Below are 25,732 nucleotides of genomic sequence, written 5' to 3' on the forward strand. Positions count from 1 at the left end.
GGAAGGTGAGGGTCATGCGCGTGTTCGTGGCAGGTGGAGCCGGGATGCTGGGGCGTCGGCTGGTGCCGCGGCTTGTGGCCCGTGGGCACGAGGTGACGGCGACCACGACCGGCGCGGGCAAGGTCGGGCTGCTGGAGCGGCTCGGTGCGCGGGCGGTCGTGATGGACGGTCTCGACGCGATGTCGGTCGGCGAGGCGGTGGGCACGGCCCGGCCGGACGTGATCGTGCACCAGATGACCGCGATCAGCGGCAAGCCCGACATCCGGCACATGGACCGCTGGTTCGCCGTCACCAACCGGCTGCGCACCGAGGGCACCGACCATCTGCTGGCCGCCGCCGAGGCGACCGGCGTCGCGCATGTCGTCGCGCAGAGCTACGGCGGCTGGAACGGCATCCAGGAAGGCGGCTGGATCAAGACCGAGGACGAACCGACGGACCCGATGACGGGCACCGCGGCCGAGCCGGTCATGACGGCGATCCGGCACGTCGAGGAGTCCGTCACCAAGGCGGGCGGCGTGGCACTGCGCTACGGCGCGTTCTACGGCGACGGCGCCCTCGACAGCCAGCTCGCACTGCTCCGGAAACGGCAGTTGCCGCTGGTCGGGCGGGGCACCGGGTACTGCTCGTGGATCCATCTCGACGACGCGGCGAGCGCGACGGTGCTGGCGCTGGAGCAGCGGGCGACGGGGGTGTACGACATCGTCGACGACGAACCCGCCCCGGCCGCCCAGTGGCTGCCGTACCTGGCGGAGTGCGTGGACGCGAAGCCGCCGATGCGGGTGCCGGCGTGGTTGGCGCGGCTGCTGGCGGGGGAGGTCGCGGTGGCGATGATGACGCGGGGCCGCGGCTTCTCCAACGCGAAGGCGAAGCGGGAGCTGGGCTGGGAGCTGCGGTATCCGTCGTGGCGTGAAGGGTTCAGGAATGAGGAGTTCTCGGCGTGACCCGTACCGACGATTTCGAGGAGCTGCGGCCCCTGCTGTTCGCCATCGCCTACCGGATTCTCGGCAGCGTCAGTGAGGCGGAGGACGCGGTGCAGGAGACCTGGCTGCGCTGGGAGGCGGTGGCGACCCGGCCCGCCTCGACCAAGGCGTATCTGTCGGCGGTGGTCACCCGGATCTCCATCGACGTCCTGCGTTCGGCGCGGGTCCGCCGGGAGCAGTACGTCGGCCCCTGGTTTCCCGAGCCCCTGCTGAACGACCCCTACGAGGACCCGGAGCGCTCGGCGGAGCTGGCGGACTCGCTGTCGATGGCGGCCCTGGTTCTGCTGGAGCGGCTCTCCCCGCTGGAGCGTGCGGTGTTCGTGCTGCGGGACGTGTTCGGCTTCGGCTTCCCGGAGATCGCCTCGGCGGTGGACCGCTCGGAGTCGGCCTGCCGTCAGCTGGCGGTACGGGCGCGGCGGCACATGGACGCCGGGCGGCCCCGTTTCGAGGCGGACCGCAAGGAGCGCGAGGAGCTGGCGGAGCGGTTCTTCGACGCGTTCCGGGAGGGGGACGTGGACGGGCTGCGGGAGCTGTTGGCCGGGGACGTCCAGATGGTCGGCGACGGTGGCGGGAAGGCCCCGCAGTGGGCGCGGGCCATCGCGGGCGCCGAGCATGTGTCCCGGCTGCTGGTGGCGCTGGCGCACCCCTTCGTGCAGATCGGTGTGGGTGCCGAGCCGCACGAGATCAACGGCCAGCCCGGTGTGATCTTCCGGGACCGCGACGGCAAGGTCATCAACATCATGGCCCTCGACATCGCGGACGGCCGGATCCAGACCATCCGCTCGGTGATCAACCCCGAGAAGCTGACCCACCTGGGCCCGGTGGCGGATGCCTGGGCGGTGATGCGGGAGGCGAACCGGGCGCGGCGGGAGGAGGCGGAGTCCGGAAGGTGATCCGGATCACCCGGTGTCACAACCGTCCGGGGCGCGGTGTCCGGTGTGCGTACCCGCTGGAGGTACCGGAGGCTCTGGAGGGAAGACACCGACCATGAGTGATCACGCCACCGACGCGGCGACGGACGTCTTCGTCGCCCACCGCAACCTGCTCTTCACCGTCGCCTACGAGATGCTCGGCTCGGCGGCCGACGCGGAGGACGTCCTCCAGGAGACCTGGCTGCGCTGGGTCGCGCTCGACCTGGACGAGGTGCGCGACCCCCGCGCCTACCTGGTGCGGATCACCACCCGCCAGTCGCTCAACCGACTGCGCACCATGAAGCGCCGCAGGGAGGCGTACGTAGGCCCCTGGCTGCCCGAACCCCTGCTCACCTCGCCGGACGTGGCCGAGGACGCCGAACTCGCCGAGAGTGTCTCGATGGCGCTCATGCTCGTCCTGGAGACGCTCACACCGACCGAACGCGCCGTCTTCGTCCTGCGCGAGGTCTTCGACGTCGGCTACGACGAGATCGCGACCGCCGTCGACAAGACCCCCGCCGCCGTACGCCAGATCGCCCATCGCGCCCGGCTCCACGTCGAGGCCCGCCGCCCCCGCGAGTCGGTCTCCGCCAGCCGGACCCGTGCGGCGCTGGACTCCTTCCGCCGCACCATCGAGACCGGCGACCTCCAGGGCCTCCTGGACGTCCTCGCCCCCGACGTCGTCCTGCTGACCGACGGCGGCGGCGTCAAGCAGGCCGCGGTACGCCCCGTCCTCGGCGCCGACCGCGTGGGCCGCTACATCATCGGCGGCACCGGAAAGGCCCCGGTCACCATCGACTACGTCCCCACCGTGATGAACGGCCACCCGGCCTTCGCCCTCCACGTGGACGGCGTCGTCGACGGCATCATGGCCATCCGCTTCGAGTCCGACCGCATCACCGGCATCTACTACGTCCGCAACCCTGAGAAGCTCACCCACATCGACTCGGAGACCCGGCTGACGTTGCGCTGAACCCCATCAAATACACGCTCATGCCTTGACCGCCTCCGCGATCCGCTGGGCGGCCTGCGCCGGGGTGAGGTGGGTGGTGTCGACGACCTCGGCCTCGGCGTGCAGCCAGGTGCGGGCGGCCTCGGCGTAGGGCTCCAGGTACTGGAGGCGGAAGGGGGAGTCGGGGCCGAGAACGGTGTCCCCTGCGATGCGTGCGCGGAGTGTGTCCTGGTCGGCGTGGAGGACGAAGTGCCGTACCGGGATGCCGTGGTGGGCGAGGCCCGCGCTGATCTCGCGCCAGTACTCCTCGACCAGAACGGTCATCGGCATCACCAGGGTGCCGCCGGTGTAGTCGAGGACATGCCGGGCGGTCTCGACGACGAGCGGCCGCCACGGCGGCCAGTGCTGGAAGTTGCCGGTCCAGGGCAGCCCCGGCGAGATGTCCATGAGCGTCTCGCCGACCTTCTCCGCGTCGAACACCCGCGAGCCCGGAATCAGCCGCTGTACGAGTGAACTGGTCGTCGTCTTGCCCGCACCGTGGGTGCCGTTCAGCCATACGATCATGGCCCCGACGCTAGCGCCCGCATGACGTAGCGCACTATTGCAAGCGGGTGCTTGCAATAGTTAGCGCGGGTGGGGCAAAGTGGGGGTATGGCAACGCTCAACGTCGGCAATCTCGGTGAGTACCTGCGCGAGCAGCGGCGCAACGCCCAGCTCTCGTTGCGGCAGCTCGCCGACGCCGCCGGGGTGTCCAATCCGTATCTGAGCCAGATCGAGCGCGGGCTGCGCAAGCCGAGCGCGGAGGTGCTCCAGCAGGTCGCCAAGGCGCTGCGGATCTCCGCCGAGACGCTGTACGTGCGGGCCGGGATCCTGGACGCCGAACGGGACCGGGACGAGGTGGAGACGCGGGCCGTCATCCTCGCCGACCCCACGCTGACCGAGCAGCAGAAGCAGGCGCTGCTCCAGATCTACGAGTCGTTCCGCAAGGAGAACGGCTTCGGGATCACGGCGGCCGAGGACACCGACGTGGCGCATCCGCACGACGACGTGACGGATGCGCCGGAATCGCTCGATCCGCTCGAACCGCTCGATCCGCAGGACGCATCGGACGACACCGAGGACCCGCGGGAGCCGCGGCAGTCGGCCGGCTGAGCCGGGCAACCGGCCGCCGTCGCACCGCCCCGTGTGACCTCACCACGCAACCCTCAGACGAAGACGAAAGCGACCCGGGAGGACCACACCATGGCCATCACCGACGACCTCCGCAAGACCCTCAGCGACCCGACCCCCCTCTACTTCGCCGCCGGCACCGCGGACCTGGCCCTCCAGCAGGCGAAGAAGGTCCCCGGCCTGGTGGAGCAGCTGCGCGCCGAGGCCCCGGCCCGGTTCGAGGCCGTGCGCGGCACCGACCCCAAGGCCGTCCAGGAGCGGGCCGCCGCCCGTGCCAAGGAGGCCGGCGCCCGCGTCAAGGAGACGCAGGAGACCCTCCAGGCCCGGGTCAACGAGTTCATCAGCACCCTCGACGGTGACCTGAAGAAGCTCGGCACCACCCTCGACGCCGACCTCAAGAAGCTCGGCGAGTCCGCCCAGGACCTCGCGCTGCGCGGGGTCGGCGTGGCCGCCGAGTACGCCGTCAAGGCCCGCGAGACCTACGAGAAGGTCGCCGAGCACGGCGAGCAGGCCGTGAAGACCTGGCGCGGCGAGGTGGCCGAGGAGATCGAGGAGCTGGCCGTGGCCGTCGAGCCGAAGGCCGGGCCTGTCGCGGTCAAGGACGAGGGCAAGGAGGAGGCCAAGGCGGACCAGCCCGCCGAGGCCAAGCCCGCCACCGCGGCCGCTCCGGCGAAGAAGCCCGTTGCCAAGAAGTCCGCTCCGCGCAAGACCACCGCGAAGAAGACGACCCCGCCCGCGAAGTAAGCGGCGCCCGGGGCGATACCCGGACGGGTCGGGCACTTACCGGGTGCTCGGCCCGTTGACCGGGTAGCGGGCGCGTGGTTGCGGGTACGGTGACCGCGTAGGGACGAGCCGAGTCGGGTGGTGGACGTTGTGCTGATGCAGGGCTTCACAAACTTCATGTGGTTGCTGAGCATGGCCCTGATCCTTTTCAGCGGCTTCGCGCTGATCGACGCCGCTACGCGCCGCGAGGACGCCTACCGAGCGGCCGACAAGAAGACCAAGCCGTTCTGGCTGATCATCCTCGGGCTCGCCTTCGTGGTGAACCTGATCTTCAACATCCTGTCGTTCCTGCCGATCATCGGCCTCATCGCCACGATCGTCTACATGGTCGACGTCCGCCCGGCACTCCGCTCGCTGCCGGGGGGCGGCCGCAACCAGCGGCGGGGTTCGAGCAGCGATGGCCCGTACGGGCCGTGGAACGGCGGCCGGTAACGGGTGAACCAGGGGTGCGGGAAGCGCCCCGTCAGGGTCACCCCACCCGATCCAGCAGCAACACAGCCACGTCATCCGTCAGCTCGCCACCATTGAGGTCCCGCACCTCATTGACCGCGGCCCGAAGCAGCGCCTCGCCCCGCAACCCTTCCGCCAGCTGCCGCCGGACCATGGACACCATCCCGTCCTGCCCCAGCCGCTCCCGACCCTCGCCGATCCGCCCCTCGATCAGCCCGTCGGTATAGAGCATGAGGCTCCACTCGGCCCCCAGCTCCACCTGCATCCGAGGCCACCGAGCCCCAGGCAGCAGACCCAGCGCGGGCCCGTTCTTCTCGTACGGAAGCAGCCGAGCCGCCCGCCCGGGCCGGGCGAGCAACGGCGACGGATGCCCGGCCAGGCACAGCCCGGCCCGACGACCGTCCGGCGCGATATCCACCGTGCACAGCGTCGCGAAGATCTCGTCGTCCGCCCGCTCATGCTCCAGCACCTGCTGAAGCGTCCCGAGCAGTTCGTCCCCGCACAGCCCGGCGAGCGTCAGCGCCCGCCAGGCGATCCGCAGCTCGACACCGAGCGCGGCCTCGTCAGGACCGTGGCCACAGACGTCACCGATCATCGCGTGCACGGTCCCGTCGGAGGTCCGTACGACGTCGTAGAAGTCACCGCCGAGCAGCGCCCGCGACCGGCCGGGCCGGTAGCGCGCGGCGAACCGCAGCGGCGAGCCGTCGAGCAGCGGCGTAGGCAGCAGCCCCCGCTCCAGGCGGCGGTTCTCCTGCGCCCGCACCCGGCCCTCGGCGAGCCGTCGCTCCGCCGAGTCGGAACGTTTCCTCTCCACCGCGTACCGGATCGCGCGGCTCAGCAGCCGGCCGTCCAGTTCGTCCCGGTGGAGATAGTCCTGGGCGCCCACGCGCACCGCCTCCGCGCCGCGCTCCGCGTCGCCGGACGCGGTGAGGGCGAGGACGGCGTGCCGGGGCGCGAGCTCCAGCACGTGCTTGAGCACGGCGAGCTCGTCACTGTCGTCGCCGCGGCCGGGCGCGGGCAGCGCCAGGTCCAGCAGGATGCAGTGGACGTCGTCGGTCAGCAGCCGCTCGGCCTCGGTGAGGTTGCGGGCGGTGCGGACGCGGATGGGCCGGCCGGAGCGGTCGAGCAATTCGGGCAGCACCGTGCCGCCGGGATCGTCCTCGATCAGCAGCAGCGTCAGATGCGTGTTCGCGGTGCCGGTGGCGCCGTTGTGATGCGTGTTCTTGTTCTCGGTGTGCTCGACCGTGGCGTCCTGACGCGGGGCCTCGGGGGCCGAAGGGCCGCCGGATATGGGCGCGGCCGATTGCGCCTGACCACTCTCCACGGCCGGGATCGCTCTCTGCCGCGGTACGGGTACGGGCATCGTCTTGGGTTCCTTCCCTCCCCCCGAGGGCATGGCGGGGACGAGGGACCTCGACCCACCGACGGGGACCATAGCGGTAGTCGGCACCGCAAAGGAATGGTGCAGGCCACGCTGCCCGGCCGCTGGCCACTGTCATATGCCGCGTTCCGTACCGCAGTTGGGCAGGGCGGCGGACGCCAGGGAATGACGAACGTCACGTCCACCCCGGGTTTGGGGCGGCATTTGGGGTGCGGTGCGTCACGTGGCCCCGGTCACCACCCGGACATTTAGGGTGACTTCGGTCTCAGGCCCCCGGCCGTACGACCGCCAGGATCGGCATCGAACCGGCGCCCGCGACCGTCACCGTCCGTCCCGGCCGCGGGGCGTGCACGATCGCGCCGTCCCCGACGTACATGGCGACATGACTGGCGTCGTCGTTGTAGATGATGAGGTCACCGGGGCGCATGTCCTTGATGTCGATGCGCTTGAGCTGCTTCCACTGCTCCTGCGAGGTACGCGGAATCGGCTGCCCCGCCGCGGCCCAGGCCTGTGAGGTGAGCCCGGAGCAGTCGAAGGTGTTGGGCCCCTCGGCGCCCCATTCGTACGGCTTGCCCAACTGCGCGGTGGCGAACGCCACGGCCTTCTTGCCCTGCGCGGTCGCCTTGCCGTCGATCTCGGCGAGTATCCCGGAGTCCAGCCAGTCGGTCTGGGCCTCGTAGGCGGCCTGCCGCTCCAGCTCGGCGAGGCGCTCCTTCTCCTCCGCCTCCAGCTCCGACTCCAGCTCCTCGGCGGCCTTGATCTGCTTCTTGATCTTCGCCTTCGCCTTGGCCTTGGCCTTGCGGCTGGTCTCCAGCTTCTCCCACTGGGCGGAGGCGTCCTTGGCGTACTGCTCCAAGTCCTCCTGGGTGCGGGTCATTTCGCCGAGCAGCCCCTTGGTGGCGCGCTCGCCCTGGATCACCCGGCCCGCGCCGTCGAGGAACTCCTGCGGGTCGTCGCTGAGCATCAACTTGGCTTCGTCGGGCAGTCCGCCGCTGCGGTACTGCGCGGCGGCCGCGGCACCGGCCCGCTTCTTGAGCTCGTCCAGCTTCTTCTTGCCCTTGACGATCTTCTTGGCCAGCGCCACGATCTCGGCCGACTGCTTCTCGGCCTTCTCCTCGGCGAGGTTGTACGCGTCGGTGGCGACGGCGGCGTCGTGATAGAGCCGGTCCAGCTTCTTGCGTACGGCCTCAAGGTCCTTGTTGGTGACGGGAGTCGGGCTCGATGTCGCACTCGGGGTCGGTGACGGGGTCGGACTCGCGAACGCCGTGCCCGGAACCGCCAGCACGGTCACCGCGCAGACCACGGTGATGGCAGCGGCGATGAGGCTGCGCCTGCCCGTACCCATACCACTTCCCCCAATCTGATTTACCGTCAGTAACTTACGCACTTCTGGGGGATGGTGCCATGTCCCGACGTAAAACGACAGAGGCTGTGCATCCTGCTGCTTCCCCCCTTTCCCGCCCCGTCATGACGATCTCCCCGCCTATGTGACGAACGACTCACGGAGATCGTTCCCCGCAGGTCAGCCCAGCACAGGGGCTCAGCGGACCGGCGCCAACGCGCCCCACGCCACCGTGACTTCACCCTGTCGCCAGCGTGCCGCGCCGTCGGTGACGGGCCAGTCGGCCGTGAGATCCCGCACCGCGCGCATCCAGCGCTGGCGCGCGCCGTAGGAGGCGTAGGGCGCGGCGGCGGCCCAGGCGCGGTCGAAGTCCCGCAGGAAGGCGTGCACCGGTTCGCCGGGAATGTTCCGGTGGATGAGCGCCTTCGGCAGCCGCTCGGCGAGATCCGACGGGCGCTCCAGCGACCCCAGCCGGGCCGCGAAGGTCACCGTGCGCGGCCCCTCCGGTCCGAGCGCGACCCACACGTGCCGGCGCCCGATCTCGTCGCAGGTCCCCTCGACCAGCAGTCCGCGGGGCGCGAGCCGCGCGCACAGCCGCTCCCACACTCCGGCCACCTCGGCCTCGTCGTACTGCCGCAGCACATTGGCGGCGCGGATCAGCATCGGCCGCCGGTCGACGGGAACCTCGAAGCCGCCGTGCCGAAAGGCCAGCCCCTCGCGCTCGTACGGTCGCGCGGCCTCGACCCGGGCCGGTTCGATCTCCACGCCCACGACACGCGCGCGTGGGGCGACGGTGCGCAGCCGCCCGAGCAGCTCCACGGCCGTCCAGGGGGCGGCGCCGTATCCGAGATCGACCGCGACGGCATCCCCGGCCCGCCGCAGCTCGGCGCCGTGCGTGGCCGCGATCCAGCGGTCCATGCGGCGCAGGCGGTTGGGGTTGGTCGTCCCGCGCGTCACCGTTCCCACGGGGCGGGAGGCGGCGCGGGCTGTCATGAGGAAGAGGGTATCGGCACGCAGCCCACCCTCGAACGGTTGAGCGAGTGCCGGTAATGATTCGGCAAAGAACCCCCGGCCGGAAATGGAGCCGCCCCCTCCGGTGTTGCACCCCCGTGGAGGGCCCCGCACGTCCTCCCGAAGGCATGCCCGCATTGAGGAGGAACGCCACGTGAGCCACTACGTCAGCAGGCTCGGGCGTCGCTCCCCGGCGGCACCCTCCCGGCTGCGGCTGCACCGCCGCCCCCGCCGGGTCGCGATGCTCTCCGTGCACACCTCACCGCTCCACCAGCCCGGCACCGGCGACGCCGGCGGCATGAACGTCTACATCGTGGAGCTCGCGCAGCGCCTCGCCGCGATCAACATCGAGGTCGAGATCTTCACGCGGGCGACCACCGCCGCCCTCCCGCCCACCGTCGAGATGGCCCCCGGCGTCCTCGTCCGGCACGTCGACGCGGGCCCGTACGAGGGCCTCGCCAAGGAGGAACTCCCCGCCCAGCTCTGCGCCTTCACCCACGGCGTGATGCAGGCCTGGGCCGGCCACCGCCCCGGCCACTACGACCTGGTCCACTCGCACTACTGGCTCTCCGGCCACGTCGGCTGGCTCGCCGCCCAGCGCTGGGGCACCCCTCTGGTGCACGCCATGCACACCATGGCCAAGGTCAAGAACGCCAACCTCGCCGAGGGCGACACCCCCGAGCCCGCCGCCCGGGTCATCGGCGAGACCCAGATCGTGGCCGCAGCGGACCGCCTCATCGCCAACACCGCGGAGGAGTCTGACGAACTCGTCCGCCACTACCACGCGGCCCCCGACAAGGTCGCCGTGGTCCACCCCGGCGTCAACCTCGACCGCTTCGCGCCCGCCGACGGCCGCGCCGCCGCCCGCGCCCGCCTCGGCCTGCCCCAGGACGCGCTGATCCCGCTCTTCGCGGGCCGCATCCAGCCCCTGAAGGCGCCGGACGTCCTGCTCCACGCGGTCGCCGTCCTGCTCGACCAGCGCCCCGAACTGCGCTCGCGCATCGTCGTCCCGGTCGTCGGCGGCCCCAGCGGCAGCGGCCTCGCCAAGCCCGAGGGGCTCCAGAAGCTGGCGGCCCGCCTGGGCATCGCCGATGTCGTACGGTTCCGCCCGCCGGTCGGGCAGACCCAGCTCGCCGACTGGTTCCGGGCGGCCTCGGTCCTCGTCATGCCCTCCTACAGCGAGTCCTTCGGCCTGGTCGCCATAGAGGCCCAGGCGGCGGGCACGCCGGTGCTGGCGGCGTCGGTCGGCGGGCTGCCGGTGGCCGTGCGCGACGGGCAGACCGGTTTCCTCGTACGGGGTCACCAGCCCGCCGAGTACGCGCGTGTGCTGCTCGATTTCGCCGAGAACCCGGAGCTGTCCGCCCGGATGGGCGCCGCCGCCGCGAGGCACGCCCAGTCCTTCGGCTGGGACACCGCGGCCGCCGCCACGGCGGACGTCTACACGGCCGCGACCCAGGCGCATCGGCGTCGCGTACGCTCCCACCATGGGTGATGTACGGCAGGTCGTAGAGGATTTCCTCCAGGACGCGGAGCTGGAGTGGGAGAGCCCCGACCCCGGCACCTACGTGGTCAAGCTGCCCGGCACCCGCAAGCTGTCGACGACCGTGTCCCTGCTCCTCGGCCGGCACTCCCTGTCGCTCAACGCCTTCGTCATCCGCCACCCCGACGAGAACGAGCCCGGCGTCCACCGCTGGCTCCTGGAGCGCAACCTCAAGCTGTACGGCGTCAGTTACGCCGTCGACCAGCTCGGTGACGTCTACGTCGCCGCAAAGCTCCCCCTCTCGTCGATCACCGCCGAGGAGCTGGACCGGCTGCTCGGCCAGACCCTGGAGGCCGCCGACGGCGCCTTCAACACCCTGCTGGAGCTGGGCTTCGCGAGCGCCATCCGCAGGGAGTACGAGTGGCGGGTGTCGCGCGGTGAGTCGACCCGCAATCTGGACGCGTTCAAGCATCTGATCGAGCGCCCGTAGCGCGCTCGTAGCTCACGCACACCCCTTTCCCCGCCCAGGGGCTCCGTGGCATGCTCACGGCCAGCACATTCCTGAACGTCGTTCATATCCATGAATTTTCCGTGAGTGTGAAGGGGTGGCTGGACATGAACCACGGGAACATCGGCAGACGCGCCCTCCTGATCGGCGCCACCGCGGTGGCCCTCGGCGCGACGGCCGGCCCGGCGCGGGCGGCCGAAGTCCCGGCCCTCTGGCGGGAGTTCGCCCGCAACCCCTTCGACCACCCGCAGATCCCCTACGTCGGCCGGGCCGGAAGCCGCGCCAGGACCACCCGCCCGCGCCCCGTCACGAGCGTCACCGACTTCGGCGCCGTGCCCGACGGCACCACGGACTGCGCTCCCGCGATCAACCGTGCCATCGCCGCCGCCGGAAGGGCCGGCGGTGGCACGGTCACCATCCCGCCCGGCACCTTCCGCATCGACGACGTGATCCGCATCGGCCACTCCCACGTCGTCCTGCGCGGCGCCGGCAGCGGCCGTACGACGCTGTACGCGACCAAGCACCTCACCGAGCTGATCGGCGTCTACGGCTCCCGCTACGGCGGCGACAAGTCCTCCTGGTCCTGGGCCGGGGGCCTGATCTGGCTGGCCCCGGAGGCCCGTTGGCAGTCCCTGACCGCCGCGATCCGCGCGAAGGCGTGGCCCTTCGAGGGCTGGACCGGCAACAAGCGCGACGAGTGGAGCACCCTCACCACCGTCGAACCGGCCCGCCAGGGCTCCTGGACGGTCACCGTCGCCGACGCCCGCCGCCTCCGGCCCGGCGCCCTGGTCCTCCTCCGGCTCGCCGACGACGCCGACCACACCCTGCTGGAGCACATGTGCGGCGGCGGCCCCGGCACCGAGGCGTACTCCTGGGACGACAAGACCAAGCTGACCTCCTACGTCCCCTACGAGTGGCCGGTCCGCGTCACCCGCGTACAGGGCCGCCGTATCACCCTCGAACGCCCCCTCCCGCTCGACGTCCGCCCCGAGTGGGACCCCCGACTGACCACCCATGTCGAGGAGTTGACGGGATCGGGCGTCGAAGGGCTCACCCTGGAGGCGATGGAGACCCCGCAGCAGCCGCACCTCCTCGACAAGGGCTTCAACGGCGTCACGTTCCAGTGCGCGTACGACTGCTGGGCGGACGACGTCACCGTCCGCCACGTCGACAACGGCTTCGGCCTGGTCGCCGCCTCCGCCTGCACCCTGCGCCGCACACGTGTGGCGGGCCGCGGCTCGCACCACCCGTACTTCTGCCGCGAGGGCTCGCACGACAACCTCGTCGACGACTTCACGATCGAACAGCGCACGGTCCCCGCCCCGTCCGGCACCCAGCTGCACGGCATCAACGTCGAGGGTCTGTCCTCGTACAACGTCTGGTCGCGCGGGGTCATGGAGATGGGCACCTTCGACAGCCATCGCGGACTGCCCTTCGCCAACGTCCGCACCGACATCACCGTCAACAACAACGGCCGCCACGGCGGCGACGGGAGCGCCGGGCCCCTCTTCGGCGCCCGCTTCACCCACTGGAACATCCGCGTCACCAACGGCCGCGCGGGCCTGATGAAGCTAGACGGACTCGCTCCCTTCAGCGCCACGGTCGGCATCAACGAGGTCCGCGAGTTCGACCAGATCGACGTCCCCGACTTCACCGGCGACCTGCACACCCGCCTGGAGCTGTACGGCACGACGGACGCCGTACGGCCGCGCAACCTGTACGACGCTCAGGCCGAACTGTCCCGGTAGCGGCCCGGGGTCACCCCCACCAACCGCCGGAAGTGCCGGGTGAGATGGGCCTGGTCGTAGAAACCGGTGCCGAGGGCCGCGTCGGCGGGGCGGGCGCCCGCCAGGAGGAGGCGTCGGGCGCGCTCGACTCGGCGCGAGGTCAGGTACTGGTGCGGGGCGATGCCGTAGGCGCCGCTGAACGCCCGTACGAGATGGGCGGGATGGGCGTTCAGCAGCCGCGCCGCCTCCTCCAGCGCGAGCCCCTCCACGACGCGTTCGTCGAGGAGTTCGCGCAGGCGGCGGGCGAGGGCGGGGTCGGGGCGGACCCCGCCTTCCGTTCGGGCGTGCAGGTGCTCCTGGAGCCGTTCCCCGACGAGCGTGAGCCGGCTCTCCGCCTCCAACTCCTCGCCGGGACGGGCGAGCGCGGTGTGCAGCTGCCCCACGCGGTGCCTCAGCAGCGGGTCGCGCAGGTCGGGGGTGTCCACGGCGGCGCCGATGAGCCGGTCGTCCAGCCGGGTCGTGTCGAGGTAGATCACCCGCTTGCGGAAGCCGTGCGGGGTGGCGGGGGAGCCGTTGTGCGGGACGTGCGGCGGCAGCAGGCTCACCGTGTCGAGCGGGGTGCCGTGCTCGTGCCGGTCGAGGTCGTAGCGGACGGCGCCGTCGTCGACGATCAGCAGGGTCCAGGCCTCATGGACGTGCATCGGATAGGTGTACTCGGTGAAGTGCGCGTGGAACACCTCCACGACCCCCGGGACACGGGGACGCCAGGCGGTCACCTCGGGCTGCGCGGCCATGCAAAAAACGTACAAGACCCGGCCGTACGACGCTCAGCAGTCTTGGAGTATGAGCGAGCAGACCTTCGAAAGCGCCCAGCCGGTCCGATTCGACACGAAGATCGCCGTCGTCCTGCGCGACGACCTGGAGCCCTGGCAGCGGCTGAACGTGACCGCGTTCCTGGTCAGCGGCCTGGGGACCGAGATCCCCGAGGTGATCGGGGAGCCGTACGAGGACGCCGACGCGGTGGCGTATCTGCCGATGTTCCGGCAGCCGGTGATGGTCTTCGAGGCGTCCAAGGAGACGTTGAAGGCGGCCCACGCGCGCGTGCTGTCCCGCGCGCTGCCCCGGGCCGTCTTCACCTCCGACCTGTTCACCACCGGCAACGACCGCGACAACCGGGCCGCCGTACGGGCCGTGTCCACGGGCGACCTGGACCTGGTGGGGCTCGCGGTGTACGGGCCGCGCAACGCGGTGGACAAGGTGGTGAAGGGGGCGCGGATGCACCACTGAGGGGTCAGGCGGTGGCGGCCTTGGGCCGGGCCGGAACCGTGGCGACCGGCTCCTCGACCGGGAGGCGCCGCATCAGGACGGCGTACCCGAGCCCGGCCACCGTCCCGATCACCGCGCACAGCCCCCACAGCCACTCCGCCCCGTACCGGTCGATGACCAGGCCGGACATCAGCGGGGCGACGAGCGAGGCGACGGCCCAGGACATCGTGTACATGCCCTGGTAGCGGCCGCGGCCATGAGTGGGGGAGAGCCGGACGACCAGGCTGGTCTGGGTCGGGGCGTTGACGATCTCCGCGAGGGTCCAGACGCAGACGGTGAGCGCGAACAGCCCGACGGACCCGGCGAAGGCGGTGAGCCCGAAGCCGTACCCGGCGAGCACGGAGGAGATGACCAGCAGCCGCCGCGGATCCCGGTGCTCGATGAACCGGGTGACCGGGATCTGGAGAACGACGATGAGGAACCCGTTGACGGCGATGGCCAGGCCGTAGTCGGCGGGCGTGAACCCGGCGTCCCCCATGGCGACCGGCAGCCCGAGCGCGCCCTGCTGGAAGACAAGGGCGACCAGGAACGACAGCCCCACAAGCCCCATGAACCGCCCGTCCCGCAGCACGGTGCCCAGTCCTACGGCGGCCTCCTCGGCCTTCGCGGTCGCGGTGCGCTCGGGCCGGGACTCGGGCACCTTCAGGAAGACGACGATCGCGCAGACGGCGGTCATGGCGGCCTCGATGAGGAACCCGGCCCGGTAGCTGTACTCGGCGATGAACCCGGCGGCCATGGAGGAGACGGCGAACCCGAGGTTGATGGCCCAGTAGTTGAGCGAGAAGGCGCGGACGCGGTCCTCGGGCCGGACGATGTCGGCCATCATCGCCTGCACGGCCGGCCGGGAGGCGTTGGAGGCCATGCCGACCAGGAAGGCGACACCGGCGATGGCGACGGGGTGCTGGACGAACCCGAGCGCGGCGACGGCGAGTGCGGTGGCGCTCTGCGAGATCAGCAGCGTGGGCCGCCGTCCGAGCCGGTCGGTCATCACCCCGCCGCCGAGCGAGGAGATGACCCCGCCGAGGCCGTGGAGGGCGGCGACGAGACCGGCGTAGGAGGCGGAGTAGCCGCGGTCCAGCGTCAGATACAGGGCCATGAAGGTGGCGACGAAGCCGCCGAGCCGGTTGACGAGAGTGCTGGTCCACAGCCACCAGAACTCACGGGGCAGCCCCGAGACGGACTCGCGGGCGGCACGTCTCAGGGCGGCGACGGACATGCGGATCCCCCGGGTGGTGTAAGTGGCGTAGGCGGCAACGACAACTTACGAAGTCCCACCCCTCGGGGGCCACTCAATTAGCAGATCCCGTCAACCGTCCGCCTTCTGGTCGGGGGCGCAAGCGATCAGAGGGTTCGATTACGCTCCTTCCCATGGCCGACGCACCGTACAAGCTGATCCTCCTCCGCCACGGCGAGAGCGAGTGGAACGCGAAGAACCTGTTCACCGGCTGGGTGGACGTCAATCTCAACGAGAAGGGCGAGAAGGAGGCGGTCCGCGGCGGTGAGCTGCTGAAGGACGCCGGCCTGCTCCCCGACGTGGTCCACACGTCCCTCCAGAAGCGCGCCATCCGCACCGCGCAGCTCGCCCTGGAGTCCGCCGACCGCCACTGGATCCCGGTCCACCGCAGCTGGCGCCTGAACGAGCGCCACTACGGCGCCCTCCAGGGCAAGGACAAGGCCCAGACCCTGGCCGAGTTCGGCGAGGAGCAGTTCATGCTCTGGCGCCGCTCCTACGACACCCCGCCGCCGCCGCTTGAGGACGGCACGGAATTCTCCCAGTCCGAGGACCCGCGCTACGCGACGATCCCCCCGGAGCTCCGCCCCAGGACGGAGTGCCTGAAGGACGTGGTGGCGCGCATGCTCCCCTACTGGTACGACGGCATCGTCCCCGACCTCCTGGCGGGCCGCACGGTCCTGGTCGCCGCCCACGGCAACAGCCTCCGCGCCCTGGTCAAGCACCTCGACGGCATCTCCGACGCCGACATCGCGGGCCTGAACATCCCCACGGGCATCCCGCTGTCCTACGAACTCGACGCCGACTTCAAGCCGCTCACCCCCGGCGGCACCTACCTCGACCCCGAGGCGGCCGCGGCCGCTATTGAGGCGGTCAAGAACCAGGGCAAGAAGAAGTAGAACGGTTCTGACGGAGCCCTCCGCCTGCGATCTCTTCGCGGGTGGAGGGCTTTCCCCAGGGCACCGCCGCCGCGATCACCGAGTGTCGGTCTACGACGTCTTCGGGAACGCTGTGATCACCAACCACAAGTTCTGACCGTCCGAGGGCCTTGGCGGGGCGCTCAGACCGACAGCGGCACCGCGTGGATCTCGTCGGCCTTGTGGCCGGTGCGCTCGTGGATGCGCTGGACCGCCGCCGCCGAGGGCGCCTCGGAGAGGCAGTAGACGACGCCGGACTCCGGGTCCGCCCAGGCCCGCTCGAAGTGGACCCCTTCGTCCTTCTCTATCGCGAGGTCCGCCTGGTGGGCCTCGCGCAGTTGGTCGGCGGTGATGCCCTGCATTCCGTGGTGTACGTCCATGTACTGAGCCATGGCGCGCCTCCTTCCGGTCCTCCCTCCATGCTGCGCCCGCCCGCCGCCGACAGCACGACGAAGGGCCCCGGCGCATCGCCGGGGCCCTTCACCGTCGTAGAGGAGTCGACGGAGTCAACCGCACTGGCACGGGTTGCCGGACTGGCAGCCGCAGCCGCAGCCCGAACCGCAGCCGCACGCGGCGATCAGGGTCAGGTTCCTGATCTCGGCGGGCTCCTCGGTCCGGCGTTCCTGGGCGGGGTCGGGGGTGGGGCTGGGGGAGTCGGTCATGGTCCCTCCTCGGTGAGGCCGGTGCCTCTTTCCCCATTGCATGCCCGCCCCACGCGGCGCATCAACGGCGCACGGAGGCTCCGCCGCACGCCCCCGAGTGCGGTCAGGCGCCCTCGACGCCCGCCACGGGCTGGATGTCCTGCTGGAGCTCATCGGCGTGCTCACCCGTCACCAGGAACACCACACGCTTGGCCACGGCCACCGCATGGTCGGCGAACCGCTCGTAGTAGCGGCCCAGCAGCGTCACGTCCACGGCCGTCTCGATGCCGTGCTTCCAGCGCTCGTCCATCAGGTGCTGGAACAGCGTGCGGTGCAGCAGGTCCATCTCGTCGTCGTCCGTCTCCAGCTGGAGCGCCAGATCGACATCCTTCGTGATGATCACCTCGGCCGCCTTCGCCATCAGGCGCTGCGCGAGCTGCCCCATCTCCAGGATCGTGGCGTGCAGGTCGTGCGGGATGGCCCGCTCCGGGTACCGCAGCCGGGTCAGCTTGGCCACGTGCTGGGCCAGGTCGCCGGAGCGCTCCAGGTCCGCGGACATCCGCAGCGAGGTGACCACGATCCGCAGGTCGGTGGCGACCGGCTGCTGCCGGGCGAGCAGGGCTATCGCCCGTGCCTCCAGGTCGTGCTGGAGGTCGTCGACCTTCTGGTCGGCCTCGATCACGCTCTCCGCCAGCTTGAGGTCGGAGTCCAGGATGGCGGTCGTGGCGCGTCCGATCGCCGACCCGACCAGGCGGGCCATCTCCACCAGGCTGTCGCTGATCGAGTCAAGTTCCTCGTGGTACGCGTCCCGCATGAGGGTTCCCTCTCGTACGTGTTCTTGGGGGTTCCAGGGGCCGGGGCCAGTGTGCACGTCCTGCTGAACCGGCGCTATCGCACCCCACGCTCATACCGTCTGACCTGCACGCGTCCGTTTCTGCCACCCCAAATGAACCATTGCTGGCTCCTGGGTGAACTCTGGGCGACGAGTGTTCGAGGTCGCAGTCGGATGGCTGTGGCCATGACCGCGGGCGTGCCTAACCTGGATGCATGGACGTGAACGCGGCGGTTGCCGCAGCGGCAGCGATCGCCGGGGTACTCACCGGCGTCATCGCCATGCTGGCGTTCCGCTGGAGCGAACGCGACCAGGCGCGACCCACCCGAACCTCCCTGCACACCGACCCGGTACTGCCGCCGGGCGTCGACACGGTGCTGTCCGTGCTCCGCTCCTCCGCGGTCGTACTGGACGAGGCCGACGCCGTCGTCAAGGCCAGCTCCGCCGCGTACGCCCTCGGGCTGGTGCGCGGCGGACGGCTCTCCGTGGAGCCCATGCTCCAGATGGCCCGGGACACCCGCCGCGACGGCGAGATACGCCAGGTCGAGCTGGATCTGCCCCGGCGCGGCGGTGGCCGCGGCGAGGCCCTCGCGGTCTCCGCCAGAGTGGCGCCGCTCGGCTCCCGACTGGTGCTCCTGCTCGTCGAGGACCTCACCGAGGCCCGGCGGATAGAGGCGGTGCGGCGCGACTTCGTCGCCAATGTCAGCCATGAGCTCAAGACCCCCGTGGGCGCGCTCTCCCTCCTCTCGGAGGCCGTCATGGACGCCTCGGACGATCCGGAGGCGGTGGAGCGGTTCGCGGGGCGCATGCAGATCGAGGCGACCCGGCTCACCAACCTCGTCCAGGAGCTGATCGACCTCTCCCGGGTCCAGAACGACGACCCGCTGGACGACGCCGAGCCCGTTCGAGTCGACGAACTGGTGGCCGAGGCCATCGACCGCTGCCGGCACGCCGCCGGCACCAAGCAGATCACGATGGCCGCGGGCGGCACCGCCGACCTGAGCATCTGGGGCCACCGCGGCCAGCTCGCCGCGGCCCTCGGCAACCTCGTCGAGAACGCCGTCAACTACTCCCCGGCCCGCACCCGCGTCGGTATCGCCGCCCGCCGGCTGACCGCGCCCGGCGGGGACCATATCGAGATCGCCGTGACCGACCAGGGCATCGGCATCTCCGACAAGGACAAGGAGCGCATCTTCGAGCGCTTCTACCGCGTCGACCCGGCCCGTTCCCGTGCCACCGGCGGTACGGGGCTCGGGCTGGCGATCGTCAAGCACGTGGCCGCCTCGCACGGCGGGGAGGTCACGGTGTGGAGTTCCGAGGGACAGGGCTCCACGTTCACCCTGAGACTGCCGGAGGCGGGCGCGGCCCGCGACCGAGCTCAGCAGCATCCCGTCCTCGACGACGAGGCCGGGCGCCCCGCCGACCCGTCCCACGACACACCCCCCGAGTCAGCCGCGTACCAAACGCTTTCCGCCCCGGAGGTCCATCCGTGACCCGAGTGCTCGTCGTCGAGGACGAGGAATCCTTCTCAGACGCCCTGTCGTACATGCTCCGCAAGGAGGGCTTCGAGGTCGCGGTCGCGACCACCGGGCCCGACGGACTCGACGAGTTCGAGCGCAACGGCGCCGATCTCGTCCTTCTCGACCTGATGCTGCCCGGCCTGCCGGGCACGGAGGTCTGCCGCCAGCTGCGCGGCCGCTCCAACGTCCCCGTCATCATGGTGACCGCCAAGGACAGCGAGATCGACAAGGTGGTCGGCCTGGAAATAGGAGCCGATGACTACGTCACCAAGCCGTTTTCCTCGCGCGAGCTGGTCGCCCGTATCCGGGCCGTGCTGCGCCGCCGCGGCGAGCCCGAGGAGGTCACCCCGGCCGCGCTGGAGGCGGGCCCGGTCCGTATGGACGTCGACCGTCACGTGGTCACGGTCTCGGGCTCCAAGGTCGACCTCCCCCTCAAGGAGTTCGACCTCCTGGAGATGCTCCTGCGCAACGCGGGCCGCGTACTGACCCGCATGCAGCTCATCGACCGCGTCTGGGGCGCCGACTACGTCGGCGACACCAAGACCCTGGACGTCCACGTCAAGCGCCTCCGAGCCAAGATCGAGCCGGACCCGGGCGCGCCTCGATACCTGGTGACGGTGCGTGGCCTCGGTTACAAGTTCGAGCCGTAAAGAGCACCAGCTGTACGACGAAGGCGGGCCCCCTCCGAAGAGGGGGCCCGCCTTCTTGTGTGCTGCTGCGTCGGCTCAGTGGCCGGCGGCCTCGTGGGACGCGCTCGACGATGCCGAGGCGGCGTCGGTCGGGGTGCCGGAGGCGCCGTCGGCGGCCTCGCCCGTGGCTTCGCCGGTGGCCTCACCCGTGGCCTCGCCGGTCGGCTCGCCCGTGGCCTCGCCCGTCGCCTCGTCCGTCGGGGACGCGGTGTCCTCGCTCGGCGCCTCGGGGACCTCGGTCGGGCCCCAGCCGGTGAAGTAGCTCTCCGCCGGGACCACGAAGGCGCGCAGGCTGACGTCACCGGTCTCGCTGAAGGTGAAGGTCACCTCCTGGGCATTGCCGTCCTGGACGTTCTGCGGGGTGGTGGCGAGCACCGCCGAGGCGTTGTCCGCGCCACCGATGATCAGCGAGCCGCCGGCCGGGATGGTCAGGCTCTTGCCCTTGGCGGCCTTCAGCTCGGTGGGCTCGTCGGCCCCAGCGACGGTGATCGACTCCAGCTTCTGGGCGCTGGTGCCGTTGTTGAACAGGGTCGCGGAGACCGCGGCCGGACCGGTCGCCTCCGGGTCGGGCTGGGTGACGATCACGGCGTTCTGCACCTTGATGTCGCCGACCGTGGTCGCCGCGTTGTCCGGCTGGATCTCCAGGGTCTGGGCGTTGTCGCCGGCGCCGCACGCGGCGAGCGGGAGAATCGAGAACGTGATGGCGGCCGCGGCGAGGGCGCCGCGTCGAAGGCTGCTGCTCACGGCGGCGGCAACTCCTTGACTCGAACGGGGCGGGCGCATAAAGCCGCCCTAAGTGTCTGTCAGCGGCCTTAGGTTACCGAGCCGTTCCCGCGCCGCCGCACCCGACCCTCCCCTGAGCGCCGTAAGTACCTCCGTCTTCACCCGTCCCGTCCCCCACAAGTGACCCACCGGTCACTTTGCCGTCGTCCTGGTCCGCCATTCACATAAGTCCCGTGGGCATACCAGCGACACCGGCCGCGAAATTTCCGTGAAGGAATGCACGACCCACCGGAAATTGATCAACGACCGTGCCTCGACCGCCCCTCGTGATCAATTCCGGAATCGTCCGGTACCCGACTCATGACACCGAACGGACTAGCGGAAGTCGCACAACTGGAACCGGACATATCGGGATGTTCATCCGCTCGACAAGGTCGCCGGAAGTGTGTGACGTGCGCGTTTCGTGTCCCCCGGAGAGCCGCTCCGACCTGCGAATACCTTCTTCCGGTCGGCCCGCGCAGCACGTTCCTGTTGCTGTTGTCAAGCCCCGAGATATGCCCTGACCTGCGAAAACGCCATTCAGAAGACGCCGTATCCGTGTTACCCTGGATAGCCACGGAAGGGGTACCTGTCACATGACGTTCAAGGTTGGCGACACCGTGGTCTATCCCCATCACGGGGCCGCGCTGATCGAGGCCATCGAAACTCGCCAGATCAAAGGCGTGGACAAGACCTACTTGGTGCTGAAGGTCGCCCAGGGTGACCTGACGGTACGTGTGCCAGCGGACAATGCGGAGTTCGTCGGCGTGCGTGATGTGGTCGGTCAGGACGGGCTGGACCGGGTCTTCGAGGTGCTGCGCGCGCCGTACGCCGAGGAGCCCACGAACTGGTCGCGTCGTTACAAGGCAAATCTGGAGAAGCTCGCCTCCGGCGATGTCATCAAGGTTGCGGAAGTCGTCCGTGACCTGTGGCGTCGTGAGCGCGAGCGTGGACTCTCCGCTGGTGAGAAGCGCATGCTCGCCAAGGCCCGCCAGATCCTGGTGAGCGAGCTGGCCCTCGCGGAGAACACCAACGAGGACAAGGCGGAGGCCCTCCTCGACGAGGTCCTCGCATCCTGACGCCCGCTGTAGGCGGTCAGCCCACATTGCTGCGTTAGTCAAGAAAAGTGCCGCGGTGCCCGATGACGTTTACTGTCGCCGGGCGCTGCGGCATGTTCGCATATGCGTGCCGATATACGTGCCGACCTTCGGGAGGACTTCCCCCCCCGATACTTGGCGTGCCGGGCCCGGGCAGCTGGCTCGACCAGTGTCACGGAAGGGTCCGGTCAAGGCGTCGCGCCCGGCACTTCCAGGGCCATACCCAAGCCAGGCCAGCACACAAACCTGACAGGAACCGATGTCTGACGAATCGCGCCCTTCGCCCGCGCAGGCCAGTCCGACCGCTCGCACGGCTGCCGTGATCCCGGCCGCCGGCCGGGGCGTACGCCTCGGCCCTGGCGCTCCCAAGGCACTGCGCGCGCTGGGCGGCACCCCCATGCTGATCCACGCGGTACGCGCGATGGCCGCGTCCCGCGCCGTCTCCCTGGTCGTCGTCGTGGCCCCGCCCGACGGCACCGCCGAGGTGAAGTCCCTGCTCGACGCGCACGCGCTGCCCGAGCGCACCGACTTCCTGGTCGTCCCCGGCGGCGCCGAACGCCAGGACTCCGTGAAGCTCGGCCTGGACGCGCTGCCGCCCGAGTACGACATCGTCCTGGTGCACGACGCGGCCCGCCCGCTCGTCCCGGTCGACACCGTCGACGCCGTCATCGAGGCCGTACGGGACGGCGCCCCCGCGGTGGTCCCCGCGCTGCCGCTCGCCGACACCGTCAAGGAGGTCGAACCGGCCGGGACGCCGGGCGAGCCCGAACCGGTCGTCGCCACCCCGCCGAGGGCCCGGCTGCGGGCGGTGCAGACCCCGCAGGGCTTCGACCGGGCGACCCTGGTCCGCGCCCATGAGACGGTCACCGACCAGGTCACCGACGACGCCGGCATGGTCGAGCAGCTCGGGCTCACCGTCGTGGTCGTGCCCGGCCACGAGGAGGCCTTCAAGGTCACCCGCCCGCTCGACCTGGTCCTCGCCGAGGCGGTCCTGGCACGCCGGAGGCTCAACGATGGCTTCTGAGGCCCCTCTGCTTCCCCAGGTCGGCATCGGCACCGACATCCACGCCTTCGAGGAGGGCCGCGAGCTGTGGTGCGCGGGCCTGAAGTGGGAGGGCGAGGGCCCGGGTCTCGCCGGGCACTCCGACGCCGACGTCGTCGCGCACGCCGCCTGCAACGCGCTCTTCTCCGCCGCCGGTCTCGGTGACCTGGGTCAGCACTTCGGCACGGGCCGCCCCGAGTGGTCGGGCGCCTCCGGAGTCGTACTCCTGACCGAGGCCGCGCGCATCGTCCGCGAGGCGGGCTTCGTCATCGGCAATATCGCGGTGCAGGTCGTCGGCCCCCGCCCGAAGATCGGCAAGCGGCGCGAGGAGGCCCAGAAGGTCCTGTCGGAGGCGGCGGGAGCACCGGTTTCGGTGTCGGGTGCGACGACGGACGGACTCGGCTTCCCCGGTAGGGGTGAAGGTCTGATGGCCGTGGCGACCGCGTTGGTGGCCCGAACCGCGGGCTGACCGTTATCCACAACCGTCGGAGGCATCGGCTTCCGCCTACTACCCTTGGACCCGTGACTATTCGCCTGTACGACACCAGCGCCCGGCAGATCCGTGACTTCGCCCCGCTCACGCCGGGTTGTGTCTCGATCTACCTGTGTGGCGCCACCGTGCAGGCGGCCCCGCACATCGGGCACATCCGGTCCGGGCTGAACTTCGACATCATGCGCCGCTGGTTCGAGTACCGCGGCTACGACGTCACGTTCATCCGCAACGTCACCGACATCGACGACAAGATCATCACCAAGTCCGCGGACCAGAACCGCCCGTGGTGGTCGATCGGCTACGAGAACGAGCGCGCGTTCAACGACGGCTACACCGCCCTTGGGTGCCTGCCGCCGACGTACGAGCCGCGGGCCACCGGCCATGTCACCGAGATGGTCGAGATGATGCGCGGCCTGATCGAGCGCGGCCACGCCTACGAGGCCGACGGCAATGTCTACTTCGACGTGAAGTCCTTCCCGGAGTACCTGCGCCTGTCCAACCAGGAGCTGGACAACCTGCTCCAGCCCTCCGGCGAGGGCGAGACCGGCAAGCGGGACTCCCGGGACTTCGCGATGTGGAAGTCGGCCAAGCCGGGCGAGCCGAGCTGGGAGACGCCGTGGGGCCGGGGACGGCCCGGCTGGCACCTGGAGTGCTCGGCGATGGCCCACAAGTACCTGGGCTCCGCCTTCGACATCCACGGCGGCGGCCTGGACCTGATCTTCCCGCACCACGAGAACGAGATCGCCCAGGCCAAGGCCTACGGCGACGAGTTCGCCCGGTACTGGGTGCACAACGCCTGGGTCACCATGAGCGGCGAGAAGATGTCCAAGTCGCTCGGCAACTCCGTGCTGGTCAGCGAGATGGTCAAGCACTGGCGCCCCATCGTGCTGCGCTACTACCTCGGCACCCCGCACTACCGCTCGATGATCGAGTACAGCGAGGACGCCCTGCGCGAGGCCGAGTCGGCGTTCGCGCGGATCGAGGGCTTCGTGCAGCGCGTGGTGGAGCTCGCCGGGCACCCGGTGGAGCCGGCCGCCGAGGTGCCGACCGCGTTCGCCGAGGCCATGGACGACGACCTGGGCGTCCCGCAGGCGCTCGCCGTCGTGCACACCACCGTCCGGCAGGGCAACTCGGCCCTCGCCGCCGACGACAAGGAAGCCGCCGTGGCCCGCCTCGCCGAGGTGCGCGCCATGCTCGGCGTCCTCGGCCTGGACCCGCTCGCCCCGCACTGGGCGGGCGAGAGCGACCGCGGCGAAGACCTGCACGGCGTCGTCGACAGCCTCGTACGCCTGGTGCTCGACCAGCGTGAGGCCGCGCGGGCCCGTAAGGACTGGGCCACCGCGGACGCCATCCGGGACCAGCTCGGACAGGCCGGACTGGTCATCGAGGACAGCCCGCAGGGGCCGCGCTGGAGCCTCGGCGCGCGCTGAACGCAGTGATCGATTGTGCCGCCCGGCCGTCCGGGCGGCACACTGCATAGACGTACGCCCTTTTTTGGGTTCACCGCTACACAGAGAACAGGTAGGTCATGGCCGCGAACAACCGCCGCATGTCCGGCAAGAAGGGCGCGCAGGTCGGCAGTGGCGGCCAGCGGCGCCGGGGCCTGGAGGGCAAGGGGCCGACGCCGCCCGCCGAGATGCGCAAGGGGCACAAGAAGAACCGCATCGCCACCGCCAAGGCCAAGCAGGTCCAGCGCCGTCCGGTGGCCCGTGGCAGGGGCGGCAAGGGCACGTCCGAGCTGGTCGTCGGGCGCAACCCGGTCGTCGAGGCGCTGCGTGAGGGCGTGCCCGCGAACACGCTGTACGTCCAGCAGTTCATCGACAACGACGAGCGGGTGCGCGAGGCGCTCCAGCTCGCGGCCGAGCGCGGTGGCATCAACCTCATGGAGGCCCCGCGTCCCGAGCTGGACCGGATGACCAACGGCCTCAACCACCAGGGCCTGGTCCTCCAGGTCCCGCCGTACGAGTACGCCCACCCCGAGGATCTCGCCGTCGCCGCCGCCGACGAGGGCGCGGACCCGCTCATCGTCGCCCTGGACGGGGTCACCGACCCGCGCAACCTCGGCGCCGTCGTCCGCTCCGTCTCCGCCTTCGGCGGCCACGGTGTCGTCGTCCCCGAGCGCCGCGCGGCCGGCATGACCGCCGGTGCCTGGAAGACCTCCGCCGGTACGGCGGCCCGCACGCCGGTCGCCCGTGCCACCAACCTCACCCGTGCGCTGGAGCAGTACAAGAAGGCCGGGATCGTGGTCGTCGGTCTCGCGGCCGACGGCGAGGTCGAACTCGGCGATCTCGAGGCCCTCGGCGGCCCCGTCGTCGTCGTGGTCGGCAGCGAGGGCAAGGGCCTGTCCCGACTGGTCGGCGAGACCTGCGACTTCCGCGTCCGCATCCCGATGCCGGGTGGTGCCGAGTCGCTGAACGCCGGTGTGGCGGCGGGGATCGTGCTGTACGAGGCGGCGCGGCGACGCGCCTGAACGCGCGTCCGGCGCCT

The 25,732-nt window shown here is 70.7% G+C and carries 28 protein-coding genes; 18 read left to right on the top strand and 10 right to left on the bottom strand.

Features of this window, described 5'->3' with window-relative positions; translation table 11 throughout:
- Positions 1-14: 14 nt before the first annotated feature.
- The 3 genes from BN159_RS23785 (at position 15) to BN159_RS23795 (ending at position 2,864) form a co-directional block, all read left to right on the top strand.
- Entirely contained in the window at positions 15-941 is a 927-nt protein-coding gene (locus tag BN159_RS23785) for an NAD-dependent epimerase/dehydratase family protein (RefSeq protein ID WP_041819735.1), read from the top strand.
- Positions 938-1,873, top strand: coding sequence for an RNA polymerase sigma-70 factor (locus tag BN159_RS23790; protein ID WP_015659543.1), 936 nt, complete (start codon positions 938-940; stop codon positions 1,871-1,873). Before BN159_RS23785 ends, BN159_RS23790 begins: the two co-directional genes overlap by 4 nt.
- Before the next feature lie 94 nt (positions 1,874-1,967).
- A complete protein-coding gene (locus BN159_RS23795; RefSeq protein ID WP_015659544.1) occupies positions 1,968-2,864 on the top strand; it encodes an RNA polymerase sigma-70 factor in 897 nt (298 codons plus the stop codon).
- A gap of 18 nt (positions 2,865-2,882) precedes the next feature.
- Here the strand turns inward: BN159_RS23795 and BN159_RS23800 are convergent, their stop codons facing one another.
- Positions 2,883-3,407: a P-loop NTPase family protein gene (locus tag BN159_RS23800; protein ID WP_015659545.1), complete on the bottom strand. Its 525-nt coding sequence runs from the start codon at positions 3,405-3,407 to the stop codon at positions 2,883-2,885.
- Positions 3,408-3,494: 87 nt separating this feature from the next.
- Between BN159_RS23800 and BN159_RS23805 the strand changes: the two genes are divergently transcribed.
- From BN159_RS23805 to BN159_RS23815, 3 genes are all read left to right on the top strand, one after another.
- On the top strand, positions 3,495-3,995 hold the full coding sequence (locus BN159_RS23805; protein ID WP_015659546.1) for a helix-turn-helix domain-containing protein: 501 nt from the start codon (positions 3,495-3,497) through the stop codon (positions 3,993-3,995).
- A gap of 90 nt (positions 3,996-4,085) precedes the next feature.
- On the top strand, positions 4,086-4,757 hold the full coding sequence (locus BN159_RS23810) for a hypothetical protein (protein WP_015659547.1): 672 nt from the start codon (positions 4,086-4,088) through the stop codon (positions 4,755-4,757).
- Positions 4,758-4,892: 135 nt separating this feature from the next.
- Positions 4,893-5,228 (top strand): DUF2516 family protein, encoded by a 336-nt coding sequence (locus BN159_RS23815; RefSeq protein ID WP_015659548.1) that lies wholly within the window; start codon positions 4,893-4,895, stop codon positions 5,226-5,228.
- Positions 5,229-5,265: 37 nt separating this feature from the next.
- Here the strand turns inward: BN159_RS23815 and BN159_RS23820 are convergent, their stop codons facing one another.
- From BN159_RS23820 to BN159_RS23830, 3 genes are all read right to left on the bottom strand, one after another.
- Positions 5,266-6,609: a PP2C family protein-serine/threonine phosphatase gene (locus tag BN159_RS23820; protein ID WP_015659549.1), complete on the bottom strand. Its 1,344-nt coding sequence runs from the start codon at positions 6,607-6,609 to the stop codon at positions 5,266-5,268.
- Positions 6,610-6,892: 283 nt separating this feature from the next.
- The gene (locus BN159_RS23825) at positions 6,893-7,972 is read right to left on the bottom strand and encodes a C40 family peptidase (RefSeq protein ID WP_015659550.1); all 1,080 of its coding nucleotides are present in this window, start codon (positions 7,970-7,972) and stop codon (positions 6,893-6,895) included.
- A 195-nt stretch (positions 7,973-8,167) separates the two neighbouring features.
- Positions 8,168-8,962: a class I SAM-dependent methyltransferase gene (locus BN159_RS23830; protein WP_015659551.1), complete on the bottom strand. Its 795-nt coding sequence runs from the start codon at positions 8,960-8,962 to the stop codon at positions 8,168-8,170.
- 172 nt (positions 8,963-9,134) lie between these two features.
- Between BN159_RS23830 and mshA the strand changes: the two genes are divergently transcribed.
- The 3 genes from mshA to BN159_RS23845 all read left to right on the top strand — a co-directional run bounded on the left by mshA (position 9,135) and on the right by BN159_RS23845 (position 12,716).
- On the top strand, positions 9,135-10,472 hold the full coding sequence (gene mshA / locus BN159_RS23835) for a D-inositol-3-phosphate glycosyltransferase (RefSeq protein WP_015659552.1): 1,338 nt from the start codon (positions 9,135-9,137) through the stop codon (positions 10,470-10,472).
- Positions 10,465-10,950 carry a type III secretion system chaperone family protein gene (locus BN159_RS23840; protein WP_015659553.1) on the top strand — a complete coding sequence of 162 codons (486 nt, stop codon included), beginning with the start codon at positions 10,465-10,467 and terminating at the stop codon, positions 10,948-10,950. The genes mshA and BN159_RS23840 overlap by 8 nt, the downstream gene beginning before the upstream one ends.
- Positions 10,951-11,075: 125 nt before the next feature.
- Positions 11,076-12,716, top strand: a complete 1,641-nt coding sequence (locus BN159_RS23845; protein ID WP_231905648.1) for a glycosyl hydrolase family 28-related protein — start codon at positions 11,076-11,078, stop codon at positions 12,714-12,716.
- On the opposite strand, the gene BN159_RS23850 is transcribed toward BN159_RS23845, so the two are convergent.
- The gene (locus tag BN159_RS23850; RefSeq protein ID WP_015659555.1) at positions 12,695-13,489 is read right to left on the bottom strand and encodes a helix-turn-helix transcriptional regulator; all 795 of its coding nucleotides are present in this window, start codon (positions 13,487-13,489) and stop codon (positions 12,695-12,697) included. The two genes, BN159_RS23845 and BN159_RS23850, sit on opposite strands and share 22 nt — an antisense overlap.
- A gap of 49 nt (positions 13,490-13,538) precedes the next feature.
- On the opposite strand from BN159_RS23850, the gene BN159_RS23855 reads away from it, so the two are divergent.
- Positions 13,539-13,982 (top strand): DUF2000 domain-containing protein, encoded by a 444-nt coding sequence (locus BN159_RS23855; RefSeq protein WP_015659556.1) that lies wholly within the window; start codon positions 13,539-13,541, stop codon positions 13,980-13,982.
- 4 nt (positions 13,983-13,986) lie between these two features.
- Here the strand turns inward: BN159_RS23855 and BN159_RS23860 are convergent, their stop codons facing one another.
- A complete protein-coding gene (locus tag BN159_RS23860; RefSeq protein ID WP_015659557.1) occupies positions 13,987-15,237 on the bottom strand; it encodes an MDR family MFS transporter in 1,251 nt (416 codons plus the stop codon).
- A gap of 152 nt (positions 15,238-15,389) precedes the next feature.
- Here BN159_RS23860 and BN159_RS23865 point away from each other — a divergent pair, with 152 nt between their 5' ends.
- Entirely contained in the window at positions 15,390-16,151 is a 762-nt protein-coding gene (locus tag BN159_RS23865; RefSeq protein ID WP_015659558.1) for a phosphoglyceromutase, read from the top strand.
- Between the two features lie 161 nt (positions 16,152-16,312).
- On the opposite strand, the gene BN159_RS23870 is transcribed toward BN159_RS23865, so the two are convergent.
- The 3 genes from BN159_RS23870 to phoU form a co-directional block, all read right to left on the bottom strand.
- Complete coding sequence (locus tag BN159_RS23870; RefSeq protein ID WP_015659559.1) at positions 16,313-16,561, bottom strand: SCO4226 family nickel-binding protein; 249 nt, start codon at positions 16,559-16,561, stop codon at positions 16,313-16,315.
- A gap of 114 nt (positions 16,562-16,675) precedes the next feature.
- Positions 16,676-16,831: a hypothetical protein gene (locus BN159_RS46255; RefSeq protein ID WP_015659560.1), complete on the bottom strand. Its 156-nt coding sequence runs from the start codon at positions 16,829-16,831 to the stop codon at positions 16,676-16,678.
- A 103-nt stretch (positions 16,832-16,934) separates the two neighbouring features.
- The gene (gene phoU / locus BN159_RS23875; RefSeq protein ID WP_015659561.1) at positions 16,935-17,624 is read right to left on the bottom strand and encodes a phosphate signaling complex protein PhoU; all 690 of its coding nucleotides are present in this window, start codon (positions 17,622-17,624) and stop codon (positions 16,935-16,937) included.
- A gap of 233 nt (positions 17,625-17,857) precedes the next feature.
- On the opposite strand from phoU, the gene BN159_RS23880 reads away from it, so the two are divergent.
- Complete coding sequence (locus tag BN159_RS23880; RefSeq protein WP_015659562.1) at positions 17,858-19,135, top strand: sensor histidine kinase; 1,278 nt, start codon at positions 17,858-17,860, stop codon at positions 19,133-19,135.
- The gene (locus BN159_RS23885; RefSeq protein ID WP_015659563.1) at positions 19,132-19,812 is read left to right on the top strand and encodes a response regulator transcription factor; all 681 of its coding nucleotides are present in this window, start codon (positions 19,132-19,134) and stop codon (positions 19,810-19,812) included. Before BN159_RS23880 ends, BN159_RS23885 begins: the two co-directional genes overlap by 4 nt.
- A 75-nt stretch (positions 19,813-19,887) precedes the next feature.
- Here the strand turns inward: BN159_RS23885 and BN159_RS23890 are convergent, their stop codons facing one another.
- A complete protein-coding gene (locus BN159_RS23890) occupies positions 19,888-20,595 on the bottom strand; it encodes a copper chaperone PCu(A)C (RefSeq protein WP_015659564.1) in 708 nt (235 codons plus the stop codon).
- A 614-nt stretch (positions 20,596-21,209) separates the two neighbouring features.
- Between BN159_RS23890 and BN159_RS23895 the strand changes: the two genes are divergently transcribed.
- From BN159_RS23895 to rlmB, 5 genes are all read left to right on the top strand, one after another.
- Positions 21,210-21,692, top strand: coding sequence for a CarD family transcriptional regulator (locus tag BN159_RS23895; protein WP_003953493.1), 483 nt, complete (start codon positions 21,210-21,212; stop codon positions 21,690-21,692).
- A 277-nt stretch (positions 21,693-21,969) separates the two neighbouring features.
- Positions 21,970-22,734 (top strand): 2-C-methyl-D-erythritol 4-phosphate cytidylyltransferase, encoded by a 765-nt coding sequence (gene ispD, locus BN159_RS23900; protein ID WP_015659565.1) that lies wholly within the window; start codon positions 21,970-21,972, stop codon positions 22,732-22,734.
- Positions 22,724-23,221: a 2-C-methyl-D-erythritol 2,4-cyclodiphosphate synthase gene (gene ispF, locus BN159_RS23905; protein ID WP_015659566.1), complete on the top strand. Its 498-nt coding sequence runs from the start codon at positions 22,724-22,726 to the stop codon at positions 23,219-23,221. The genes ispD and ispF overlap by 11 nt, the downstream gene beginning before the upstream one ends.
- Positions 23,222-23,274: 53 nt before the next feature.
- Positions 23,275-24,675: a cysteine--tRNA ligase gene (cysS, locus tag BN159_RS23910; RefSeq protein ID WP_015659567.1), complete on the top strand. Its 1,401-nt coding sequence runs from the start codon at positions 23,275-23,277 to the stop codon at positions 24,673-24,675.
- Positions 24,676-24,773: 98 nt separating this feature from the next.
- Entirely contained in the window at positions 24,774-25,715 is a 942-nt protein-coding gene (gene rlmB / locus BN159_RS23915; protein ID WP_015659568.1) for a 23S rRNA (guanosine(2251)-2'-O)-methyltransferase RlmB, read from the top strand.
- Positions 25,716-25,732 lie beyond the last annotated feature (17 nt).

Source organism: Streptomyces davaonensis JCM 4913, from assembly GCF_000349325.1.
Lineage (GTDB): Bacteria > Actinomycetota > Actinomycetes > Streptomycetales > Streptomycetaceae > Streptomyces > Streptomyces davaonensis.

Bases quoted from the DNA above. Each gene is read 5' to 3' on its own strand.
- BN159_RS23785 (WP_041819735.1), top strand. From the start codon at position 15: ATGCGCGTGTTCGTGGCAGGTGGAGCCGGGATGCTGGGGCGTCGGCTG.
- BN159_RS23795 (WP_015659544.1), top strand. From the start codon at position 1,968: ATGAGTGATCACGCCACCGACGCGGCGACGGACGTCTTCGTCGCCCAC.
- BN159_RS23800 (WP_015659545.1), bottom strand. From the start codon at position 3,407: ATGATCGTATGGCTGAACGGCACCCACGGTGCGGGCAAGACGACGACC.
- BN159_RS23805 (WP_015659546.1), top strand. From the start codon at position 3,495: ATGGCAACGCTCAACGTCGGCAATCTCGGTGAGTACCTGCGCGAGCAG.
- BN159_RS23810 (WP_015659547.1), top strand. From the start codon at position 4,086: ATGGCCATCACCGACGACCTCCGCAAGACCCTCAGCGACCCGACCCCC.
- BN159_RS23815 (WP_015659548.1), top strand. From the start codon at position 4,893: ATGCAGGGCTTCACAAACTTCATGTGGTTGCTGAGCATGGCCCTGATC.
- BN159_RS23820 (WP_015659549.1), bottom strand. From the start codon at position 6,609: ATGCCCGTACCCGTACCGCGGCAGAGAGCGATCCCGGCCGTGGAGAGT.
- BN159_RS23825 (WP_015659550.1), bottom strand. From the start codon at position 7,972: ATGGGTACGGGCAGGCGCAGCCTCATCGCCGCTGCCATCACCGTGGTC.
- BN159_RS23830 (WP_015659551.1), bottom strand. From the start codon at position 8,962: ATGACAGCCCGCGCCGCCTCCCGCCCCGTGGGAACGGTGACGCGCGGG.
- BN159_RS23840 (WP_015659553.1), top strand. From the start codon at position 10,465: ATGGGTGATGTACGGCAGGTCGTAGAGGATTTCCTCCAGGACGCGGAG.
- BN159_RS23845 (WP_231905648.1), top strand. From the start codon at position 11,076: ATGAACCACGGGAACATCGGCAGACGCGCCCTCCTGATCGGCGCCACC.
- BN159_RS23850 (WP_015659555.1), bottom strand. From the start codon at position 13,489: ATGGCCGCGCAGCCCGAGGTGACCGCCTGGCGTCCCCGTGTCCCGGGG.
- BN159_RS23855 (WP_015659556.1), top strand. From the start codon at position 13,539: ATGAGCGAGCAGACCTTCGAAAGCGCCCAGCCGGTCCGATTCGACACG.
- BN159_RS23860 (WP_015659557.1), bottom strand. From the start codon at position 15,237: ATGTCCGTCGCCGCCCTGAGACGTGCCGCCCGCGAGTCCGTCTCGGGG.
- BN159_RS23865 (WP_015659558.1), top strand. From the start codon at position 15,390: ATGGCCGACGCACCGTACAAGCTGATCCTCCTCCGCCACGGCGAGAGC.
- BN159_RS23870 (WP_015659559.1), bottom strand. From the start codon at position 16,561: ATGGCTCAGTACATGGACGTACACCACGGAATGCAGGGCATCACCGCC.
- BN159_RS46255 (WP_015659560.1), bottom strand. From the start codon at position 16,831: ATGACCGACTCCCCCAGCCCCACCCCCGACCCCGCCCAGGAACGCCGG.
- phoU (WP_015659561.1), bottom strand. From the start codon at position 17,624: ATGCGGGACGCGTACCACGAGGAACTTGACTCGATCAGCGACAGCCTG.
- BN159_RS23880 (WP_015659562.1), top strand. From the start codon at position 17,858: ATGGACGTGAACGCGGCGGTTGCCGCAGCGGCAGCGATCGCCGGGGTA.
- BN159_RS23895 (WP_003953493.1), top strand. From the start codon at position 21,210: ATGACGTTCAAGGTTGGCGACACCGTGGTCTATCCCCATCACGGGGCC.
- ispD (WP_015659565.1), top strand. From the start codon at position 21,970: ATGTCTGACGAATCGCGCCCTTCGCCCGCGCAGGCCAGTCCGACCGCT.
- ispF (WP_015659566.1), top strand. From the start codon at position 22,724: ATGGCTTCTGAGGCCCCTCTGCTTCCCCAGGTCGGCATCGGCACCGAC.
- rlmB (WP_015659568.1), top strand. From the start codon at position 24,774: ATGGCCGCGAACAACCGCCGCATGTCCGGCAAGAAGGGCGCGCAGGTC.